This is a genomic window from Streptomyces sp. NPDC003077, from assembly GCF_040611095.1.
Classification (GTDB): Bacteria; Actinomycetota; Actinomycetes; order Streptomycetales; family Streptomycetaceae; genus Streptomyces.
In genome coordinates this window covers 40,848-59,509 of sequence record NZ_JBEXNM010000049.1, presented here as the reverse complement: position 1 = coordinate 59,509, position 18,662 = coordinate 40,848, and the positions used below count along the sequence as shown (strand labels likewise).

The window sequence follows — 18,662 nt, the reverse complement described above, 5'->3', positions numbered from 1 at the left end:
TGGCGGTCAGACGACGCCCCCCGGTAACGGTGGCGACGGCGGTCAGACGACGCCTCCGGGCAACGGTGGCGACGGTGGCCAGACCACGCCCCCCGGTAACGGTGGCGATGGCGGTCAGACGACGCCTCCCGGTAACGGTGGCGATGGCGGTCAGACGACGCCTCCGGGCAACGGTGGCGACGGTGGCCAGACCACGCCCCCCGGCAACGGTGGCGACGGCGGCAACGGCAACGGCGGCAACGGCTCCGGCTCCGGTGGCAACGACGGCGGTGCCGGCGACGGCACCGGCACGGACAACGCCGGCACCAAGCCGGTCGAGCAGACCCAGGGCAAGGAAGAGATCGCCACGACGCCCGGCGAGAGCAACCAGCAGGCCAAGGGCGAGCTGGCCGAGACCGGTGCGTCCGGTACGACCTTCCTGCTCGTCGGCGCCGCGACGATGATCGCGGGTGGCATCGGCTTCCGCCTGATGCCGCGCCTGATCAACCGCGGCGGCGCGGCGGCGGCCTGACGCCGGGGCACCGGCGCGTGACCCACCGTCACGCGCCGGTGTACTGAGGCACCAGGAGCACCGCCCGAAGAACGGCGCGAAACCGTAGGGCCCGGAGCGTGAATCAGCGCTCCGGGCCCTCGGTGCTTCGATAACTGGTTACGGCTTCTGCGCGGGTCTGACCGTTTCGGTCACCGCCCGCGGCTTCATCGGTTCCTCACCGGTCGTCCACATCCGCGCCGACGCGGACCGTACGCGGACGTCTCCGGAACGTGCCCGGAGACCGGTTGGCTCAAGGGGACCCGGCGGGCTCGGACAGCCGTCCGGCCCCGGGTGCGCACGCGGGCTCAAGGTGCGACCACCGTCCCCGAGGCGACGCGGGACGCCGATCGGCAGACCCGCTACGCGGCCTGATGCAGCAGCACCGCCACCGCGACCAGGGCCACCAGCAGGATCACCAGCGCACCCGGGGTGAGCTGCGTGAAGATGCCGCCCGCTTGGTGCTGCAGCCGTTCCCTGCTCGCCCGGCAGACGGGGCAGCGGCCCTCGCTCACGGGGGCCGCGCAGTTGGCGCACACCAGTCGGTCGTACGTCATGCGACCTCCTTCTCGACAGCGCCAACGCATCGGGAACCGTAATGGTTCCCTTCCCACTGTGCCAGCTCCCTGCCCGGTCGGCGCGCCCCGGGCCGGTTCCGTCCCGGCACGGCACCGGGGTGCGACGGAATGTGACGCACCATGACGGATCGCGACGGGGAATGTCGAATCACGTTGGAAGCCTGAGCGGGACTGAGCGGGAATGTGTTCGTTTTGTCCCCGTAGGTGCCGTGGATAAACGTGCCAACAGCGGCGGCCCACCTGCGCCGCCGCGCGAGGTTCGCGTATGGTCACGCTCACCGACGGGAACCGCGACACGGTATCCCGTACCGCTACCCAGGTCGACCGTGGTGCATCAGTGATCCGATTCGACAATGTCTCCAAGACCTATCCGAAGCAGACCCGTCCTGCGCTCAGGGATGTATCCCTGGAAATCGAGCGGGGCGAGTTCGTTTTCCTGGTGGGCTCTTCGGGCTCCGGCAAGTCCACCTTCCTGCGCCTGCTCCTGCGCGAGGAGCGTGCCACCCATGGCTCGGTGCACGTACTGGGGAAGGACCTCGCGAGGCTGTCCAACTGGAAGGTGCCACACATGCGCCGTCAGCTGGGCACCGTCTTCCAGGACTTCCGGCTGCTGCCCAACAAGACGGTGGGGCAGAACGTCGCCTTCGCCCTGGAGGTCATCGGCAAGCCGCGCGGGCAGATCCGCAAGACCGTCCCCGAGGTCCTCGACCTGGTCGGGCTCGGCGGCAAGGAGAACCGGATGCCGGGCGAGCTGTCCGGCGGCGAGCAGCAGCGCGTGGCCATCGCGCGGGCCTTCGTCAACCGTCCGCTGCTGCTGATCGCCGACGAGCCGACCGGCAACCTCGACCCGCAGACCTCCGTCGGCATCATGAAGCTGCTGGACCGGATCAACCGGACCGGGACGACCGTGGTCATGGCCACCCACGACCAGCAGATCGTCGACCAGATGCGCAAGCGGGTCATGGAACTTGAGAAGGGCCGGCTCGTACGCGACCAGTCGCGCGGCGTGTACGGCTACCAGCACTGAAAGGACGCCATGCGCGCCCAGTTCGTCCTGTCGGAGATCGGCGTCGGCCTCCGGCGAAACCTCACGATGACGATCGCCGTCATCGTCTCCGTAGCCCTCTCGCTCGGCCTGTTCGGCGCGTCGCTCCTGATGAGCGACCAGGTCAACACCATGCAGGGCTACTGGTACGACAAGGTCAACGTCACCATCTACTTCTGCAACAAGAACGACGCCCAGGTCAGCAAGCGCTGTGCGAAGGGCCCGGTCACCGAGCAGCAGAAGAAGGAGATCAAGGCGGAGCTGGACCGGCTGCCGCTCGTGGAGAGCGTGCAGTACGAGTCCAGCGAGCAGGCGTACAAGCTCTACAAGGAGCAGTTCGGCAACACGCCCGTGGCCGGGCTGGTGATCCCCGAGCAGCTTCCGGAGTCCTTCCGGGTCAAGCTCAAGGACCCGACGAAGTACTCCGTCATAAAGACGGCGTTCTCCGACCGTCCGGGCGTCCAGGAGGTCCAGGACCAGCAGGAGACCGTCAAACCCCTCTTCAACCTGCTCGACGGGATGAAGGTGGCGGCGCTGGGCGTGATGGGGCTGATGCTCCTGGTGGCGCTGCTGCTGATCGTGAACACCGTACGGGTCTCCGCCTTCAGCCGGCGGCGGGAGACGGGGATCATGCGGCTGGTGGGAGCGTCCAGCTTCTACATCCAGATGCCGTTCATCCTGGAGGCGGCGATCGCCGGGCTGCTCGGCGCCCTGTTCGCCGGGGTGCTGATCGTGGGCGGCAAGTACCTCCTGGTCGACAACTGGCTAGCGGGCCGCATCAAGGTCGTCAACTTCATTGGCTGGGATTCGGTGCTGTCGGTGCTGCCGCTGGTACTGCTGATCGGCTTGTTGATGCCGGCGCTCGCGGCGTTCGTCGCGCTCCGCAAGTACCTCAAGGTGTGAGTTTCGCCTAGGGCGCCGTACGGTCAACAGGCCGTACGGCGCTTCTTTCTGGCCTACACTCACCGGCATGTCGGGCCCGTGGCTGTTCGTCCGGCCCCGCCGCATCCGCCGCGGGGCGGCCCTGACATTGGTCTTCACGAGTGTGCTCGTCACCGGAGCGGCGGCGGGCTCCTGGGGCGAGAACCCCGGCACCGGCGCGGAACGGCGCATACCGGCTCCCGGAGGCTCCGCGCCCGCCACCCCCCGCCGCGCCGACCGGCAGGCCGTCGAGGACGCCGTCACGCGCGCCATGAAGGCCGGCGAGTCCGGCGCCGAGGCCGCCTCCGGCGTCGTCAGCCGCGGCGGCGACCGCTGGTCCACCGTCTACACCGCGGGCGAGTACGCGGGCTTCCGCCAGGAGCTGGACGGCGTGTACGTCGGCACCGGTCTGTGGGTGCGGCAGGCGGCGGACGGGTGGATCGAGGTGGCCCGGACCCAGCCCGGCAGCCCGGCCGCCGAGGCCGGTGTCCGGGCCGGGGACGTGCTGCGCGCCGTCGACGGCACGCCCGTCCGGCACCACCCCGTCACCGACGTGGTGGCCCGGCTGCGCGGCGACCTCCCGAAGCGGCCGAACGGCGCGCCGCGAGGCCGCGACCGCGACGCCCCGGTGGGCAGCCGGGTGGCGCTGGAGCTGCGGCGTGGGGAGCACACGTGGACCGAGGCGCTGCGCCGCGTGCGCCTGAAGGTGCGCAATGTGACCACCGAGTGGCCGGCCGGCGCGGATGGCCCGCTCCGGATCAAGGTCGACACGTTCGCCAAGGGCACCGGCGAAGAGGTCCGGCGCGCGGTCCGCGCGGCCTCCCGCCGCCACGGCATCCTGCTCGACCTGCGGGGCAACACCGGCGGCCTGGTCACCGAGGCGGTCACCGCCGCCTCGGCGTTCCTGGACGGCGGTCTGGTCGCCACGTACGACGTCCACGGAAGCCAGCGCGCCCTGTACGCCGAGGACGGCGGGGACACCGCCGTCCCCCTGGTCGTCGTCGTGGACGGCGGCACGATGAGCGCGGCCGAGCTGCTGACCGGCGCGCTCCAGGACCGGGGGCGGGCGGTCGTCGTGGGCTCGCCGACGTTCGGCAAGGGCGCCGTGCAGATGCCCAGCGAGCTGCCGGACGGATCGGTGGCCGAGCTGACGGTCGGCCACTACCGCACGCCGTCGGGCCGGGCCGTGGACGGGCGCGGGATCGCCCCGGACCTGAACGCCGAGGACGGCACGGAGCGCCGGGCCCGCACGGTCCTGTGGGGCTTGGGCGGCTGACCCGTCCGGGCGACCGATCCGCCTCGGGAATTGGCTCGCCTTCCTACCGGTGCGTAGTGCGAAAATGGCCGCACTATGACCAAGGGCAAAGGCAGCAAGAACAAGGGCAAGGACGACGGCCGCAAGCTCGTCGCGCAGAACAAGAAAGCGCGCCACGACTACCACATTCTGGACACCTACGAATGCGGTCTGGTGCTCACCGGCACGGAGGTGAAGTCGCTCCGCCAGGGCCGGGCCTCGCTCGTGGACGGGTTCGTCCAGATCGACGGCCACGAGGCGTGGCTGCACAACGTGCACGTCCCGGAGTACGCCCAGGGCACGTGGACCAACCACAGCGCCCGGCGGAAGCGGAAGCTGCTGATGCACCGGGCCGAGATCGACAAGCTGGAGTCCAAGAGCCAGGAGAGCGGCCACACGATCGTGCCGCTGTCCCTGTACTTCAAGGGCGGCCGGGCCAAGGTCGAGATCGCGCTGGCCAAGGGCAAGAAGGAGTACGACAAGCGGCAGACGCTCCGGGAGCAGCAGGACCGGCGCGAGGCGGAGCGCGCGATGTCCGCGGCGCGGCGCCGCCAGCGGGCGTGATCGCAGCCGCGGGGTCGTCCGGACGGACGGGCCGGGTGGCGGGCGTTCCGGACGGCGGCTCTTCCGGACGCGTGGCCTCGCCGCGTGCCTGGTGCCGGGCCTGATCGCGGGGCCTGATCGTGGGGTCAGGTCTGGGGTCGGGTCGGCGTGGCCCGGGGCTCGCCGGGTGCCCGGGAATATGCTGGCACCGCCCTACGTTGGTCACGTACGATGGCACACGTGCCCCCGCGAGGGGCCACGGCGCTCCACCGAGTGGGGCGTGCTTTGAAAAAACAACATGGGGATGATCGGTTTCGACAGCGGATGTCGAAGCAGGGGAAGCGAGCCGAGGAAGCGGCAATGATCTCGTTAACCATGTGTCGCAACCAATAATCGCCAACACCAAGCGCGATTCCTTCGCCCTCGCTGCCTAAGTAGCGACCTGCGAAGTGTCAGCCCGGGGATGTTCCCGACCCGGATCCTGGCATCAGCTAGGGAACTAAACCACTAGGCCCGGTCACGGGGCCTGGTGGGAAATCAAACAGTGACTGAGCCCGTCGGAGACTTGTCCGCGTGATCTCCGGGGCCGAGAAAATCGCAGCGGACTGCGCTCGGAGAAGCCCTGATTCCGCACCGTTGGACGCGGGTTCGATTCCCGCCATCTCCACTCATCCCATGTGGGAGAACGGCCCCTGGCCCGCCGCGTCGTCGGCGGACCGGGGGCCGTTCTCGTATGCGGGCTTCCCGTACACGTGCTGCTCGTATGCGGGCGGTCACGGCTTCGCGTCCGCCGTCCGGCGCGCGCGGCCGGTGACCGCCACGGCCGTGACGAGGGCGAGCGCCGCGGCGGTGGCCGGGACGGCGTACCCCGAGTGCGGGCCGAAGGCCGGGCCCAGATGCTGTACGGACCAGCCGCCCATCGCCGAGCCCGCCGCGATGCCGCCCAGCAGCGCCGTCACCGCCAGCGTCATCCCCTCGTTCAGGCGGGCCGGCGGCGTACGGGACTGGAGCAGCGCCATGGCCGTGACCATGGTCGGCGCGGTCGCCATCCCCGCCACCAGCAGCGACCCCGCCAGGAGCGGCAGGCCGCCGCGGGACGCGGCGAGCAGCGGCAGCAGCATCAGCAGCGCCATCGCGCCCACGCACCACACGAAGCGGCTGCCCGGCGACCCGGCCGGGCGCAGCAGCCCGTACACCAGCCCGGCCGCGCAGGACCCGGCCGCCTGCAGCGCCAGTACCGGGCCCGCCGCGCCCTGGTGCCCGTGCGCGTCCGCGAACCCGATGGTGACGATCTCCAGCGAGCCGAAGACCGCGCCGGTGGCGAGGAAGGTCACCAGCAGCCCGGCCACCCGGGGGTCGCGGACGGGCGACCGGCCGGTCCGCGGGGCGCCGGGCGTCACCGGCGGCTCCGTACGGCGCTGCGCGGCGAACAGCACTACGCCGGTGAACAGCAGCACCGCGCCCACGAGGGTGCCCGCCTCCGGGAACAGCGCCGTGCACAGGAAGGCCGCGAGCACCGGTCCGAGCATGAAGCAGAGCTCGTCCGCGGCCTGTTCGAAGGCCTGGGCGGTGTGCAGCGCGCGCGGGTCGCGCCGGAAGAGGTGCGCCCAGCGGGCACGGGACATCCCGCCGGTGTTGGGCGTGGTCGCGGTGCAGGCGTACGCCGCGAAGAGCGTCCAGACGGGCGCCTGGAGGCGTACGCACAGCAGCAGGGCCAGGGAGCCGGCGACCGCCACGGCCGTCGCGGGCACGGCGACCCGGGCCTGTCCGTGGCGGTCGACCAGCCGGGCCGTCCAGGGGCCGACCACCGCGGTGGCGGCGAGGCCGGTGGCGGTCACCGCGCCGGCCAGCGCGTACGAGCCGTACGCCCCGGCGATCATGATGACCGCGCTGACGCTGAACATGCCCATGGGGAGCCGGGCCACCAGGTTGCCCGCGGTGAAGGCGCGCGCCCCCGGGACGGCGAAGAGCCGCCCGTAGGGGGCCAGGACCCGCGCGAAGGGGGCGCGGCGCCGGGGCCGGGCGGCGGTCGGGCGGACGGGCGGCGCGGTCACGGGCCGGGAGGCGAGGAAGAGGATCACGCGTCTACGGTCGCGGGTCGCTCCGTGGTGGGTCCAACACCTTTGGGGCGGGGATTGACGCGGATGGGTTGTTAATCCGGGATGGGGGAACGAGGGGTTCTCGGGGCGGGGATCGATATGGATGGGTGTGGGGCGCGGGCGGTGCGCTCCCCAGGGAGACGGCCCCGGGCGGTGTCGCCCACCCCGTCGTCCGCCACCATGGCCCGATGCCCCACGACCTGGACCCGCGCCTGCTGCGGGCGTTCCTCGCCGTCGCCGACGAACTGCACTTCACCCGGGCCGCGGCCCGCCTCTACGTCGCCCAGCAGGCGCTCAGCCGGGACGTCCGCCGGCTGGAGCGGGAACTGGGCGCCGACCTGTTCGTGCGGACGACCCGGCAGGTGGCGCTCACCCCGGAAGGGGCCCGGCTGGTCCCGTACGCGCGGCGGGTGCTGGACGCGTACGAGGAACTGGCCGCCGCCTTCCGCGCGGAGCCGGAGCGCCCGCTGCTCGTCGACATCAGCGCGCCCGTCGGCACCGCGCACCGGGTGCTGGAGGAGACCCGCCGGGCGTGTCCCGACACCGAGTTCGTGGCCCGCTTCCACAGCGGGCTGACCGGCGCGGCCCCGGAGCTGCTGGCGGGGCGGCTGGACGTGTCCTTCGGACGGCTGGCCGGGCTGCCGCCGGACGTGCGGGCCGGGCTCGCGCACCTGCCCGTCCGGTACGAGCCGATGGCCGTCCTGCTGCCGGCCGGCCACCCGCTGGCGGCGCAGCCGGCCGTCCCGCTCGCCGCGCTGGCCGGCCAGACGCTGTACGCCGGAGCCGGGAACCCGCACACCGCCGAGTGGACCGACCTCGCCCACCGGCTGTTCGCCGGGCGCGGGATCGCGATGGCCGAGCCGTTCCCGGAGATCGACGGCTCGGAGGAGTTCATGCGGGTGGTGCGCAAGAGGGGGTGGTGGGTGCTGGCGAGCGTGGAGTTCATCGACGTCCCCGGTATGGCGCTGCGCCCCCTCGTCGACCCCGTACCGCTCTCGCCCGTCTCGATGGTGTGGCGGCGCGGCCTGCGGCACCCGGGGCTCGCGGCGCTGCGTACGGCGTGTCGCGCGCTGGGTGCGGCAGGGGGCTGGCTGCGGCGGCCGGATGGCGGGGACTGGCTGCCGGAGGAGGACGCGGGGCTGATGACGGGTGGAGAGGGGGCCGCGGGGGCGGCGGGCTGACGGGCCCGGGGGCGGTGCGGGGAACCGCGCGGCAAAGTTCCGGGCAAGGTGCGTGATCTTCGTCTCTTCAGGCAACCTCCGCGGCGCTCCGCTCATCATCACCAACAGACGAGGAACGGCCGACCATTGCAGGGGGATTCGTGCGGAAGCGTGCACTGATGCTGGCGCCCTTGGCCGCGTTGGTATTGGGGCTCGGGGCGGTCGGCTGTGACGAGCCGCGCGCCGACGCGCTGCGGGCCGGCTGCGTCACCAAGGACCTGAAGTGGAAGGCCGTCGTCCTGAAGAAGACGGGCAAGCCCGGCGGCTATCGCACGGGGCGGCTCTCCGCCGTCAACACCGGTGCGAACGATTGCGTCTTCCGGGGCTTCCCGTCCGTGCTGGTCAACGTCGGCAAGGGCCCGGAGGCCAACGGGCGCGGCTACGGCCGGGCGCGCCCGGTCAGCCTGCCCAGCGGGAGCGGCGTGGCGATCGACCTGCGCTACAAGACCGCGGGCAAGGCCGAGGCCGAGTTCGGGTGCCTGGTGGAGAGCGACTCCGTGTGGGTGACCGCGCCGAAGGACGAGAACGGCGGCGTGCGGATACCCGTACGGGACGAGGCCGGGCGGCACGCGCGCTTCCAGATCTGTGACGACACCGTCCGGATGATGCCGCCCCGGCGGATGAGCGGGAAGTAGCCCGCCGGGAGCGCGGGCGGGGAGCGCGCGCCCGGCGCGGCGCGAACGCGGGCGGTGAGCCGCAGGCCAGAGCCCGCCATTGTGTCCCGGCCGAGGGGGTCGGGGCATCGATCGGTCGTATGGCAGTTGATGGCTTTTTGCGCATCCGTTTCGGCCGCCCGACCGGCAACCCGCCTTTCAGACGCCTGCCGGGCCACATCTGGAATGCGACTCCGTTTTTGCCGCCTCTTACCCACTGTTCAAGAGTAGTTACGGAGTGCGACCGTTGTCTCATGAACCAGGAGATCCAACTCACCTGCGTACGTGAGCGCTTTTATCGCCGCGAGCGGCGATCCGTGCCGCTGGCGAGGGAGTTCGTACGTCAGGCACTCGCCGAACTGGGGATGGGTGCCGGCGAGCGTGCGGAAGAGGTGTTGCTGTGCGTGAGCGAGCTGGTGACCAACGCGCTGGTGCACGGGGTGCCGCCGGGGCGCGGTTTCCGGCTCCAGCTCTGGGTCACCGGCGACGGCGCGCTGCGGGTGGAGGTGCACGACAGCGGGGAGGGCCGCCCCCGCGCGGGCGCGGTGCCGGCGGGCGCCGAGGAGGAGGCCGGGCGCGGGCTGATGCTCGTGGAGGCGCTCGCGGACAAGTGGGGCGTGGGGGAGCGGGCACCGGGCAAGATCGTTTGGTGCGAGTTCGAGGTGTGAGGCGGGGGCGGGGCGCTCAAGGGGCCCTGGGGCTCGTCGCCTGAAGGGGCGGTGGGCCGGGACTCGTCCCCTGAAGGGGCGATTCCGGTGGGCCGGGGCTCGTCCCCTGAAGGGGGCCGGTTCCGGGCCGTCACCGCCCCCGCAGGGTCGGAGACCATCCGCTGGGGAGGGCCCGTGACGGGAACCCGTTCGCGGCGAGGCCCCGGGCCCGGAGCGCACCTGCCGGAGGGGACGCACCCGTCCCCGTACGGCGGGGACGGCGGCGCGTCCGGCCCGGCCCCCGGCGAGCCCGGCCCGGCCCCGGCACCGGCGCGTCCGGCCCGGCGGGTCCGGCTCCCCCGGCGCGGGCGGCCGACGGGCGGGCGCCCGATGGACGGGCGCCCGCGCCGCCTCACTCGGGGTTGCTGACGCGGATCTTGGACTGGCCGTGCGGCCGGCTCTCCCAGTCCTCCATGAAGCGCGCCTCCAGGCCGTGCTTGCGGGCCATCGCCAGCAGCGTCTCCGTGCGGTAGTAGAAGTCCTCGCGCAGCACGTGGTGTTCGGTGCCCTCCGTGCGGTCGAAGGTGAAGTCGAAGTACCCGCCGGGCGCCAGGATGCGGCCGACGTGGGCCAGCGCCTGGTTGATGACGTGCGCGGGGGAGTGCGAGAAGACGCTGTGCGCGTGCACGATGTCGAAGTGCCGGTCCGGCAGGAAGTCGAAGGTCAGGTCCTGCGTGATCGTCAGGTGCGGCAGCTTGTCCTGGAGTTCGTAGCGCGTCAGGGTGCGCTTGGCGGCGACCAGGATGTCGGGCGAGATGTCGATGCCGTAGTAGTTGCCGGTGTCGAGGTACTGGATGAAGCGCCAGCCCGCCCGCAGGTTCCCGCAGCCGATGTCGAGCATGCGGTGCTCGGGGGCGATGCCGTGCTCCTTGAGGTAGGAGAACTGCATCTCGCCCAGCGCCAGCCAGCGGTCGTGGCTGCGGCTGCCGACCGCCGCCTCCGGGTTGCGGCTGGTGTCGGAGGCCATGACGGCGCGGTAGTAGGCCACGTGGTCGGGGTGCTTCAGGCGCAGCCAGCCGTCCCGGGCGGTGCGCTTGAGGTAGGGGGCGATGCGCTCGGGGTGCTGTACCGCGTAGCGGACCTTGTGGGTGAGGGTGGCGCGGTTCCTGAGCATGTTCTTTGGCGACATGGAGACCTTCGTCCGGACGGGCCGACGCGCGGCGGCGCACGGCACGACGACAGACCGCTCGTCGCGCCGTGCCATATGCATGACGTGTATACGCGCACTGTATACGTGTCTTGTATAGACGCCTTGTATACCCCCGGGGTTCATCTGACGGGCGAGCGGGCGCGAGGGAGTGCGCGGGGGTGCCCGGGGCGCCTTCGGGGCGGGCGGAAGGCCGGGAGCGGGAGGCGGCGGGCCGGTACCGAGGGTTCCGGACGAGGGGTCGGGCCGGGCACTCTGGGAGACGAGCGTGGCAAGCGTTGTCCCGAAGGAGTGACAGGCACATGGCGGCGCCCTACGACCTGCGGTACGACTGCGGGCGGATCAGTCTCGACCTGGTGGCCACCGCCGGCCACCCGCGGACCGAACGGCTCGCCGGACCGGAGGAGTTGACCGCCTGGCTCGTCGGCGCGGGAGTGGTGCCCGGCGGCGCGCGGCTCGGTGGCGTGGACCGCGCCTGGGTCGCCCGCTTCCGGGCGCTGCGCGAACTGCTGCGCCGCGTCGTGCACGGCGAACTGCGCGGCGGCGCCGACGAGTCCGACCTCGCGCTCCTCAACAGGACGGCGGCGAGCGCCGAACCACCCATAAGGGCGTTACGCGCGCCGGACGGCACCCTGGTGCGCGCCCTCGCCGGGCCGCCCGACTGCGCCGGTCTGCTCGCCGCGGTGGCCCGGGACGCGATCGTCCTGCTCACCGACGCGGTGACGCGCGCTCAGTTGCGGCAGTGCGAAGGGGAAGGTTGCTCCCTGGTCTACCTGGACACCTCGCGCGGACGGCGGCGGCGCTGGTGCTCCAGCGAGGTGTGCGGGAACCGCGAACGGGTGGCGCGCCACCGTCGGCGCGCCACCCGTGGAACCGCCGAGGGGGGAGCCCCCGGCACTCCCGCCTCTGCGTCCGCTCCCGCCTCTGCCTCCGCGTCCGCGTCGGCGGTCCGATGAGGTGCCGGTGCGGGTGCCGGCGCCGTGGGTCCGGTGGCGCGGTGCCGGGGCCCGGCCGTCCCCGCCGGTGAAGGCGCACCTGCGAAGCCGGTGAAGCTGGTGAAGCCGCTCAGCCCGAGAAGGCGCCCTTGTGAAGCCTGCGAAGCCCGCGAAGTCGGCGAGGCCCGTGAAGTTGGCGAAGCACGTGAAGCCCGTGAAGGGCGCGCCGGTGGCGGCGCCGCGACCCCCGTACGCGGCGCCGCCCGACCCGGCGGCGTGGTGTCCGCCACCGCTCCCGGTGTGGCTGTGGTGGTGCGCGGTCCCGTTCCCCGGCGCGTTCGTGGTGCCGGCCGGGCGGCCGGTCGCGCGGGCCCCGGCGTCGTCGTCCCCCCTGTGTCCGGTCGAACGCCGCACGGTGCCTCCCCCTGGGCGAGTCGGTGTCCCCGAAACCGTCTCTCGCACCGTTGTACGGGATGAACGCGCGCGTTCGCTCAATCGGCGAATGAGGGGTGCGTCACAGTATTCGGGCTGAACATGGAAGCCATTCGATCCGTAACCGACCGGCCCGACATCGATACGTAAAGAGCCGAAGAATTACGTAAGGAACCGAAGGGGTGGCGGAGGGATATGGGAGCCGTCATGGGGATGGTGCTCCGTCCCGTACGCGGAACCCGTTCCGGTCGTCGGGAGGGCCGGGCGAACGCGTCCGTGCGGCCGGTCCGAGATTCTTCCGCGGGCGTTGAGTCGCGCTGCCGCGGCGGCCCGTAGTCCCGTAGTGAGGATTTCCCATCGGGCCCGCCGGGACGCGTCTTCGGAGGGCGGAGAACGGGGGTACGGGACGGACGTGCGCGGGCGGGACCTGGCCGCCGGGAGGTGTGCGACCACCCGTGGTGACCAGCGCGCGCCCCCGCCGCCGAGGGGGACGAGGGAAAGGCGGGGGATGAGGGAAGGCCGGGAAAAGAGCGCGTCCGCTGGAAGGACGGGAACGGCGTTGGCCGAATCATGTACGGGGGTGGCGGAAATGCACACGGCGACCTTACGGAAATGTTCCACCGTGCCTTTTCGCGGGACGGCGGCTGATCGCGGTGGTGGCTTCCGCGACCGCTCCGCTTTCCTTTCCGGACCGGCGCGCGCGCCCGGATTCGGGGGCTGATTCCCGTGTCGTGCGAATGTCGCTTCCGCCCTATCGACCCGGGGGTCGGCGTGCGCGAGGATGCCGACGTGGCAGACCGGACGAGCCCGGACGAGGAGCTCATGCGGGCGCTTTACGAAGAGCACGCGGGCCCGCTCTTCGCTTTTGTTCTGCGCCTGGTGGCCGGGGACCGGCACCGGGCCGAGGACGTGGTCCAGGAGACGCTGCTGCGCGCCTGGCGCAACGCGGACCAGTTGCAGCGCGCGACGGGTTCCGTCCGCCCCTGGCTGGTGACCGTCGCCCGGCGGATCGTCATCGACGGCCACCGCAGCCGCCAGGCCCGGCCGCAGGAAGTGGACGCCACCCCGCTGGAGACGATGCCCGCCGCCGACGAGATCGACCGGGCGCTGCGCCTGATGACGATCTCCGACGCGCTGGCGGACCTGAGCCGAGCCCACCGAGAGGCCCTGATCGAGACCTACTTCAAAGGGCGCACGGTCAGCGAGGCGGCGGAGGTGCTGTGTGTGCCGGCCGGGACCGTGCGGTCCCGTGTCTTCTACGCGTTGCGCTCCCTGAAGCTTTCGCTCGAAGAACGAGGAGTGACGGCGTGACCCCGCCCACAGAGCCGATCCCCCACAGCGACGTCGGTGCCTACGCGCTCGGTGCCCTGTCCCCGGCGGAAGCGGCCCGTTTCGAGGAGCACCTCGCCGGTTGCGCGCGGTGCGGCGCCGAACTCGACGACCTGATGGAACTGACCCCGCTCCTGGCCGACTACCGGGACACCGCCGCGGACACCGCGACGCTCACCGCGACCCCCGGCCCGAACGTCCTGGAGGGCCTGCTGGACGAGGTCACCGCCACCCGGCGCACCCGCCACCGCCGCCGCCTGTACCTGGCGGGCGCCGCGGCGGTGCTGATCGTCGGCGGGCCGCTGGCCGCCGGCGCGCTGACCTCCGGCTGGCAGCACGACACACAGGCGCACCAGTCCGGTTACACGCAGACCGGCTACGGGAGGGGCGAGAAGGTCGGGACCGTCGACCCGGTCACCAAGGTCGCGGCGACCGTCTCGATGGAGCCCAAGCCCTGGGGCACCCATGTCGCGCTCAAGCTCGGCAACGTCAAAGGCCCGCTGACCTGCGACCTCGTCGCGGTCGGCAAGAACGGCGCGGAACAGACCGTCACCACCTGGGCGGTCCCCGAAGGGGGTTACGGCCTCAAGGACGGCGCCTACAAGTGGAACCGGGACCCCCTCTACACCCACGGCGGGGCCGCGATGAACCGCGACGACATCGACCACTTCGAGGTCCGCACCCTGGACGGGAAGCGGCTGGCCTCCATCAAGGTGTAGCGCCGGGCCTCCATCGAGGTGCGCGGCGGGCGCGGGGCATCGCCCGCCGCGGAGCCGCGCACTCCGCCGCCGTCCCCCGTCCGCGGTCGCTGTCCGGTCGCTGACCTGCAGGTGCGTCCGTTGCCGGGTTCGCGTACGGTGGACGGCTGCCCTACGCACAGCAGAAGGGGGCTTGGGTGGCCGCGCAGAACGCCACGCACGCGCCGGATTCCGTTCGCGACCGCGAAATCGAAACCGAGCAGACGCATCTCGACCGCGTCTACGAGCGTCTTGAGGAGAAGATCCACGAGGCCGAGTTCCTGATGGACGACGCCGCCAAACGGGGTCAGGTCGGCACGCCCGGCGCGCTCGCCGAGCGGGACGCCCAGGTCTTCCAGGCCGGCGTCCACCTCCACCGGCTCAATTCGGAGTACGAGGACTTCCTCTTCGGCCGCATCGACCTGCTCCTGGGCAAGGACGGGGAGAAGGGCCCGGACGGCGCGTACACCTCCGTCGAGCCCGCCGACGGCGCGATCACCGACGGCCGCGCCGAGATCGCCGAGACGCTGCACATCGGGCGGCTCGGCGTCCTGGACGCGGACTACAGTCCGCTGGTCATCGACTGGCGGGCGCCCGCCGCCGCGCCGTTCTACCGGGCCACGCCGGTGGCGCCGGGCCGGGTCGTGCGCCGCCGGGTGATCCGTTCCAAGGGCCGCCGGGTGCTCGGCGTCGAGGACGACCTGATGCGTCCGGAGATCACCGCGACGCTGGACGGGCACGAGCTGCCCGCCGTCGGCGACGGCGCCCTGATGGCCGCGCTGGGCCGGGCCCGCAGCCACACCATGCGCGACATCGTCGCCTCCATCCAGGCCGAACAGGACCTGGTCGTGCGCGCCCCCGCCGCCTCCGTCACCGAGGTCGAGGGCGGGCCGGGCACCGGCAAGACCGCCGTCGCCCTGCACCGCGCGGCCTACCTCCTCTACCAGGACCGCCGCCGCTACGCGGGCGGCATCCTCGTCGTCTCCCCGACCCCGCTGCTGGTCGCCTACACCGAGGGCGTGCTGCCCTCGCTCGGCGAGGAGGGCCAGGTCGCCATCCGCGCCCTGGGCTCGCTGGTCGACGGCGCCGAGGCGACCGCGTACGACACCCCCGCCGTGGCCCGGATCAAGGGCTCCAGCCGCATGCAGAAGGTGCTGCGCAAGGCCGCCCGCGGCGCGCTGGAACTCGGCACCGGCCGCCCGGCGGCCCAGGACGGGCAACTGGCTTTCGGTGAGGACGAGGACGGCGGCTCCCCGCACGGCCGCGCCGTGCCCGACCGGCTGCGCGTGGTCGCCTTCGGCGCCCGCATCGAGCTGGACGCGGACGAACTGCGCCGCATCCGGCAGGCCGCCCTCGGCGGCACCGCCCCGCTCAACCTGCTGCGCCCGCGCGCCCGCCGCCTCATCCTGGACGCGCTGTGGTCCAAGTCCGGCGCCTCCACCCGGCACACCGACCCGGAGCTGGCCGCCGAGGCGCGGCAGGCGTTCGACGAGGACATCACCACCGAGCCGGAGTTCGCGGACTTCCTGAACGCCTGGTGGCCCGAGCTGACCCCGCGCCGGGTGCTGGCCGCCATGGCCGACGAGCGCCGGCTCGCCCGCTGGTCGCGCCGGGTCCTGAACCCGCGCGAGGCCGGCCGGCTGGCCCGTTCGCTGCGGCGGCTGGACGCGGCGGGCCAGGGCCCGCTGTCGGTCCACGACGTGGCCCTGCTGGACGAGCTCCAGCTCGTCCTGGGCGCCCCGGCCCGGCCCGCCCGGCCGCGCGAGGCCGACCCGCTGGACCAGCTCACCGGCCTGGAGGAGCTGACCACCTTCGCCGACCGCTCCTCGGGTGGCCGAGGCCGCCGCGACCGGCTGGAGGAGGAGCGCACGGAGTACGCGCACGTCATCGTCGACGAGGCGCAGGACCTCACGCCCATGCAGTGGCGGATGGTCGGCCGCCGCGGCCGGCACGCCACCTGGACGATCGTCGGCGACCCGGCGCAGTCCTCCTGGTCCGACCCGGACGAGGCCGCCGCCGCCCGCGACGAGGCCCTGGGCGCCCGTCCGCGCCGCCGCTTCACCCTCACGGTCAACTACCGCAACCCGGCCGAGATCGCCGAGCTGGCCGCCAAGGTGCTGGCCCTGGCGATGCCGGGCATGCAGGCGCCGTCCGCGGTCCGCTCCACGGGCCTGGTGCCCCGGTTCGCGGTGCCGGACGGCACCGGCGACGCGGCGCTGGCCGCCGCCGTGCGCGAGGAGGCCGCCCGGCTGCTGTCCGAGGTGGACGGCACCGTCGGCGTGGTCGTGGCGATGAACCGCCGGGAGCAGGCCCGCTCGTGGCTGTCCGGGCTCGGCGACCGGGTGGTGGCGCTCGGTTCCCTGGAGGCCAAGGGCCTGGAGTACGACGCGACGCTGGTGGTCTCCCCGGCCGAGATCGCGGACGAGTCCCCGGCCGGGCTGCGTGTCCTGTACGTGGCCCTGACGCGGGCCACCCAGCGGCTGACCGTCCTGTCCGGCGCCCGCGACGAGCCGGACGAGCAGGGGGTCCCGGACCTGCTCAGGGACTGAGGGGCAGGCGGGGCCGATCGGGTGGAATCCCGGGGCCGGACCGCTTCCGGGCCAGGCGTCGAACGGGAGTGCTGGGACGGGATTCGTTCCGGGAAAGGGTTTGTTAGCCTTGTAAGTGGCACCGGCCCGATCCAAGCCCCCGGGCCCAACCTTAGTCGCTGCGAGCGACCACTTGCCGCGAGGCGAGCATGGCGGGTCGGTGTCACCTCATCAGCGCGACGGGCGCCTTCCGGACCTCTCCGGAAGGCGCCCGTCGTCGTTGGCGCGGGGTTCCCCGGGAGGCTTCGAGGAGCGGCGCTCGCGCCGGGCGGGTCTTCCCTCCGCCGACTCTCTCTCGTATGGTGGAATTGTCTTTCCGAAACTGGTAGCTCGTTACCGTCTACCGGCTGGTAGGTGGGACGATCGAACAACGCCCTCCGGCCCTTGGCCTCCCCTCGGGCCCGGTACGGGGCACAGAGAGTCACAAGGGAAAGCAGAGGAAGTCGGCCATGGCAACGGCGCCTAGCGTCTCGTATTCGATGACGGTGCGACTGGAAGTCCCCGCGAGCGGCACCGCCGTCAGCCAGCTCACCACGGCCGTGGAGTCCTCCGGCGGGTCGGTCACCGGCCTCGACGTGACCGCCTCCGGCCACGAGAAGCTCCGTATCGACGTCACCATCGCCGCGACCTCCACCGCCCACGCGGACGAGATCGTCGAGAAGCTGAGGGGCATCGAGGGCGTCTCCCTCGGCAAGGTCTCCGACCGTACGTTCCTGATGCACCTCGGCGGCAAGATCGAGATGTCGTCGAAGCACCCCATCCGGAACCGCGACGACCTCTCGATGATCTACACCCCCGGCGTCGCCCGGGTCTGCCAGGCCATCGCGGACAACCCCGAGGACGCCCGCCGCCTGACCATCAAGCGCAACAGCGTCGCGGTCGTCACGGACGGCTCCGCGGTGCTCGGCCTGGGCAACATCGGCCCCAAGGCCGCGCTGCCCGTCATGGAGGGCAAGGCGGCCCTCTTCAAGCGGTTCGCCGGTATCGACGCCTGGCCGCTGTGCCTGGACACCCAGGACCCCGACGCGATCGTGGAGATCGTCAAGGCCATCGCCCCCGGGTTCGCCGGCATCAACCTGGAGGACATCTCCGCGCCCCGCTGCTTCGAGATCGAGGCGCGGCTGCGCGAGGCGCTGGACATCCCCGTCTTCCACGACGACCAGCACGGCACCGCCATCGTCGTCCTCGCGGCCCTGACCAACGCGCTGCGCGTGGTCGGCAAGAAGGCCGAGGACGTGCGCGTGGTCATGTCCGGCGCGGGCGCCGCCGGCACCGCCATCCTCAAGCTCCTGATCGCGGCCGGCGTCCGGCACGCCGTCGTCGCCGACATCCACGGCGTGGTGCACCGCAAGCGCGCCGACCTGGTCGACGCCGACCCGGACTCGCCGCTGTGCTGGATCGCCGACAACACCAACCCCGAGGGCATCACCGGCACCCTCAAGGAGGCCGTGGTCGGCGCCGACGTCTTCATCGGCGTCTCGGCCCCGAACGTGCTGGACGGCGACGACGTGGCCAAGATGGCCGACGGCGCGATCGTCTTCGCGCTGGCCAACCCGGACCCCGAGGTGGACCCGGCCGTCGCCCGCCAGAGCGCCGCCGTCGTCGCCACCGGCCGCTCGGACTTCCCCAACCAGATCAACAACGTGCTGGTCTTCCCGGGCGTCTTCCGCGGCCTGCTGGACGCCCAGTCCCGCACGGTCAACACGGACATGATGCTGGCCGCCGCCCGCGCGCTGGCCGACGTCGTCCACGACGACGAGCTCAACGCGAACTACATCATCCCGAGCGTCTTCAACGACAAGGTCGCGGGCGCGGTGGCCGGCGCGGTGCGGGACGCCGCGAAGGCCGCCGGAGGCGCTGTGACGGCCGCCACGACGGGCTGACGCACGGCGCGTCGCGTGACAC

Annotated in this window: 15 protein-coding genes, 1 other RNA gene and 1 pseudogene; 14 read left to right on the top strand and 3 right to left on the bottom strand. The window is 72.4% G+C overall.

Annotation, left to right across the window (positions count from 1 at the left end; translation table 11 throughout):
- Window positions 1-511 (top strand): annotated as a pseudogene (locus tag ABZX96_RS27260) (hypothetical protein); the annotation flags it as partial.
- Between the two features lie 380 nt (window positions 512-891).
- Here ABZX96_RS27260 and ABZX96_RS27255 read toward each other — a convergent pair.
- Window positions 892-1,086 carry a hypothetical protein gene (locus tag ABZX96_RS27255; RefSeq protein WP_355549452.1) on the bottom strand — a complete coding sequence of 65 codons (195 nt, stop codon included), beginning with the start codon at window positions 1,084-1,086 and terminating at the stop codon, window positions 892-894.
- Between the two features lie 358 nt (window positions 1,087-1,444).
- On the opposite strand from ABZX96_RS27255, the gene ftsE reads away from it, so the two are divergent.
- The 5 genes from ftsE (at window position 1,445) to ssrA (ending at window position 5,580) form a co-directional block, all read left to right on the top strand.
- A complete protein-coding gene (gene ftsE, locus ABZX96_RS27250; RefSeq protein WP_355549450.1) occupies window positions 1,445-2,134 on the top strand; it encodes a cell division ATP-binding protein FtsE in 690 nt (229 codons plus the stop codon).
- A 9-nt stretch (window positions 2,135-2,143) separates the two neighbouring features.
- Window positions 2,144-3,055 (top strand): permease-like cell division protein FtsX, encoded by a 912-nt coding sequence (ftsX, locus tag ABZX96_RS27245; RefSeq protein WP_355549448.1) that lies wholly within the window; start codon window positions 2,144-2,146, stop codon window positions 3,053-3,055.
- Between the two features lie 67 nt (window positions 3,056-3,122).
- Window positions 3,123-4,349 (top strand): S41 family peptidase, encoded by a 1,227-nt coding sequence (locus tag ABZX96_RS27240; protein ID WP_355549447.1) that lies wholly within the window; start codon window positions 3,123-3,125, stop codon window positions 4,347-4,349.
- A gap of 75 nt (window positions 4,350-4,424) precedes the next feature.
- A complete protein-coding gene (smpB, locus tag ABZX96_RS27235) occupies window positions 4,425-4,931 on the top strand; it encodes an SsrA-binding protein SmpB (protein ID WP_355549445.1) in 507 nt (168 codons plus the stop codon).
- A 279-nt stretch (window positions 4,932-5,210) separates the two neighbouring features.
- Window positions 5,211-5,580: a transfer-messenger RNA gene (gene ssrA / locus ABZX96_RS27230) on the top strand.
- Window positions 5,581-5,683: 103 nt separating this feature from the next.
- Here ssrA and ABZX96_RS27225 read toward each other — a convergent pair.
- Window positions 5,684-6,898 (bottom strand): MFS transporter, encoded by a 1,215-nt coding sequence (locus ABZX96_RS27225; RefSeq protein WP_355549467.1) that lies wholly within the window; start codon window positions 6,896-6,898, stop codon window positions 5,684-5,686.
- 299 nt (window positions 6,899-7,197) lie between these two features.
- On the opposite strand from ABZX96_RS27225, the gene ABZX96_RS27220 reads away from it, so the two are divergent.
- The 3 genes from ABZX96_RS27220 to ABZX96_RS27210 all read left to right on the top strand — a co-directional run bounded on the left by ABZX96_RS27220 (window position 7,198) and on the right by ABZX96_RS27210 (window position 9,550).
- On the top strand, window positions 7,198-8,190 hold the full coding sequence (locus tag ABZX96_RS27220) for a LysR family transcriptional regulator (protein WP_355549443.1): 993 nt from the start codon (window positions 7,198-7,200) through the stop codon (window positions 8,188-8,190).
- 140 nt (window positions 8,191-8,330) lie between these two features.
- The gene (locus ABZX96_RS27215; RefSeq protein WP_355549441.1) at window positions 8,331-8,864 is read left to right on the top strand and encodes a DUF4232 domain-containing protein; all 534 of its coding nucleotides are present in this window, start codon (window positions 8,331-8,333) and stop codon (window positions 8,862-8,864) included.
- 272 nt (window positions 8,865-9,136) lie between these two features.
- The gene (locus ABZX96_RS27210; RefSeq protein WP_355549439.1) at window positions 9,137-9,550 is read left to right on the top strand and encodes an ATP-binding protein; all 414 of its coding nucleotides are present in this window, start codon (window positions 9,137-9,139) and stop codon (window positions 9,548-9,550) included.
- Window positions 9,551-9,941: 391 nt separating this feature from the next.
- On the opposite strand, the gene ABZX96_RS27205 is transcribed toward ABZX96_RS27210, so the two are convergent.
- Window positions 9,942-10,718 carry a methyltransferase gene (locus tag ABZX96_RS27205; protein ID WP_355549437.1) on the bottom strand — a complete coding sequence of 259 codons (777 nt, stop codon included), beginning with the start codon at window positions 10,716-10,718 and terminating at the stop codon, window positions 9,942-9,944.
- A 320-nt stretch (window positions 10,719-11,038) separates the two neighbouring features.
- Here ABZX96_RS27205 and ABZX96_RS27200 point away from each other — a divergent pair, with 320 nt between their 5' ends.
- The 5 genes from ABZX96_RS27200 (at window position 11,039) to ABZX96_RS27180 (ending at window position 18,640) form a co-directional block, all read left to right on the top strand.
- Entirely contained in the window at window positions 11,039-11,692 is a 654-nt protein-coding gene (locus ABZX96_RS27200; protein WP_355549435.1) for an ABATE domain-containing protein, read from the top strand.
- 1,182 nt (window positions 11,693-12,874) lie between these two features.
- Window positions 12,875-13,414, top strand: coding sequence for a sigma-70 family RNA polymerase sigma factor (locus ABZX96_RS27195; protein WP_355549433.1), 540 nt, complete (start codon window positions 12,875-12,877; stop codon window positions 13,412-13,414).
- Window positions 13,411-14,151, top strand: a complete 741-nt coding sequence (locus ABZX96_RS27190) for a zf-HC2 domain-containing protein (RefSeq protein WP_355549431.1) — start codon at window positions 13,411-13,413, stop codon at window positions 14,149-14,151. The genes ABZX96_RS27195 and ABZX96_RS27190 overlap by 4 nt, the downstream gene beginning before the upstream one ends.
- A 176-nt stretch (window positions 14,152-14,327) precedes the next feature.
- A complete protein-coding gene (locus ABZX96_RS27185) occupies window positions 14,328-16,718 on the top strand; it encodes a UvrD-helicase domain-containing protein (RefSeq protein WP_355549429.1) in 2,391 nt (796 codons plus the stop codon).
- 488 nt (window positions 16,719-17,206) lie between these two features.
- Window positions 17,207-18,640 carry an NAD-dependent malic enzyme gene (locus tag ABZX96_RS27180; protein ID WP_355549428.1) on the top strand — a complete coding sequence of 478 codons (1,434 nt, stop codon included), beginning with the start codon at window positions 17,207-17,209 and terminating at the stop codon, window positions 18,638-18,640.
- Window positions 18,641-18,662 lie beyond the last annotated feature (22 nt).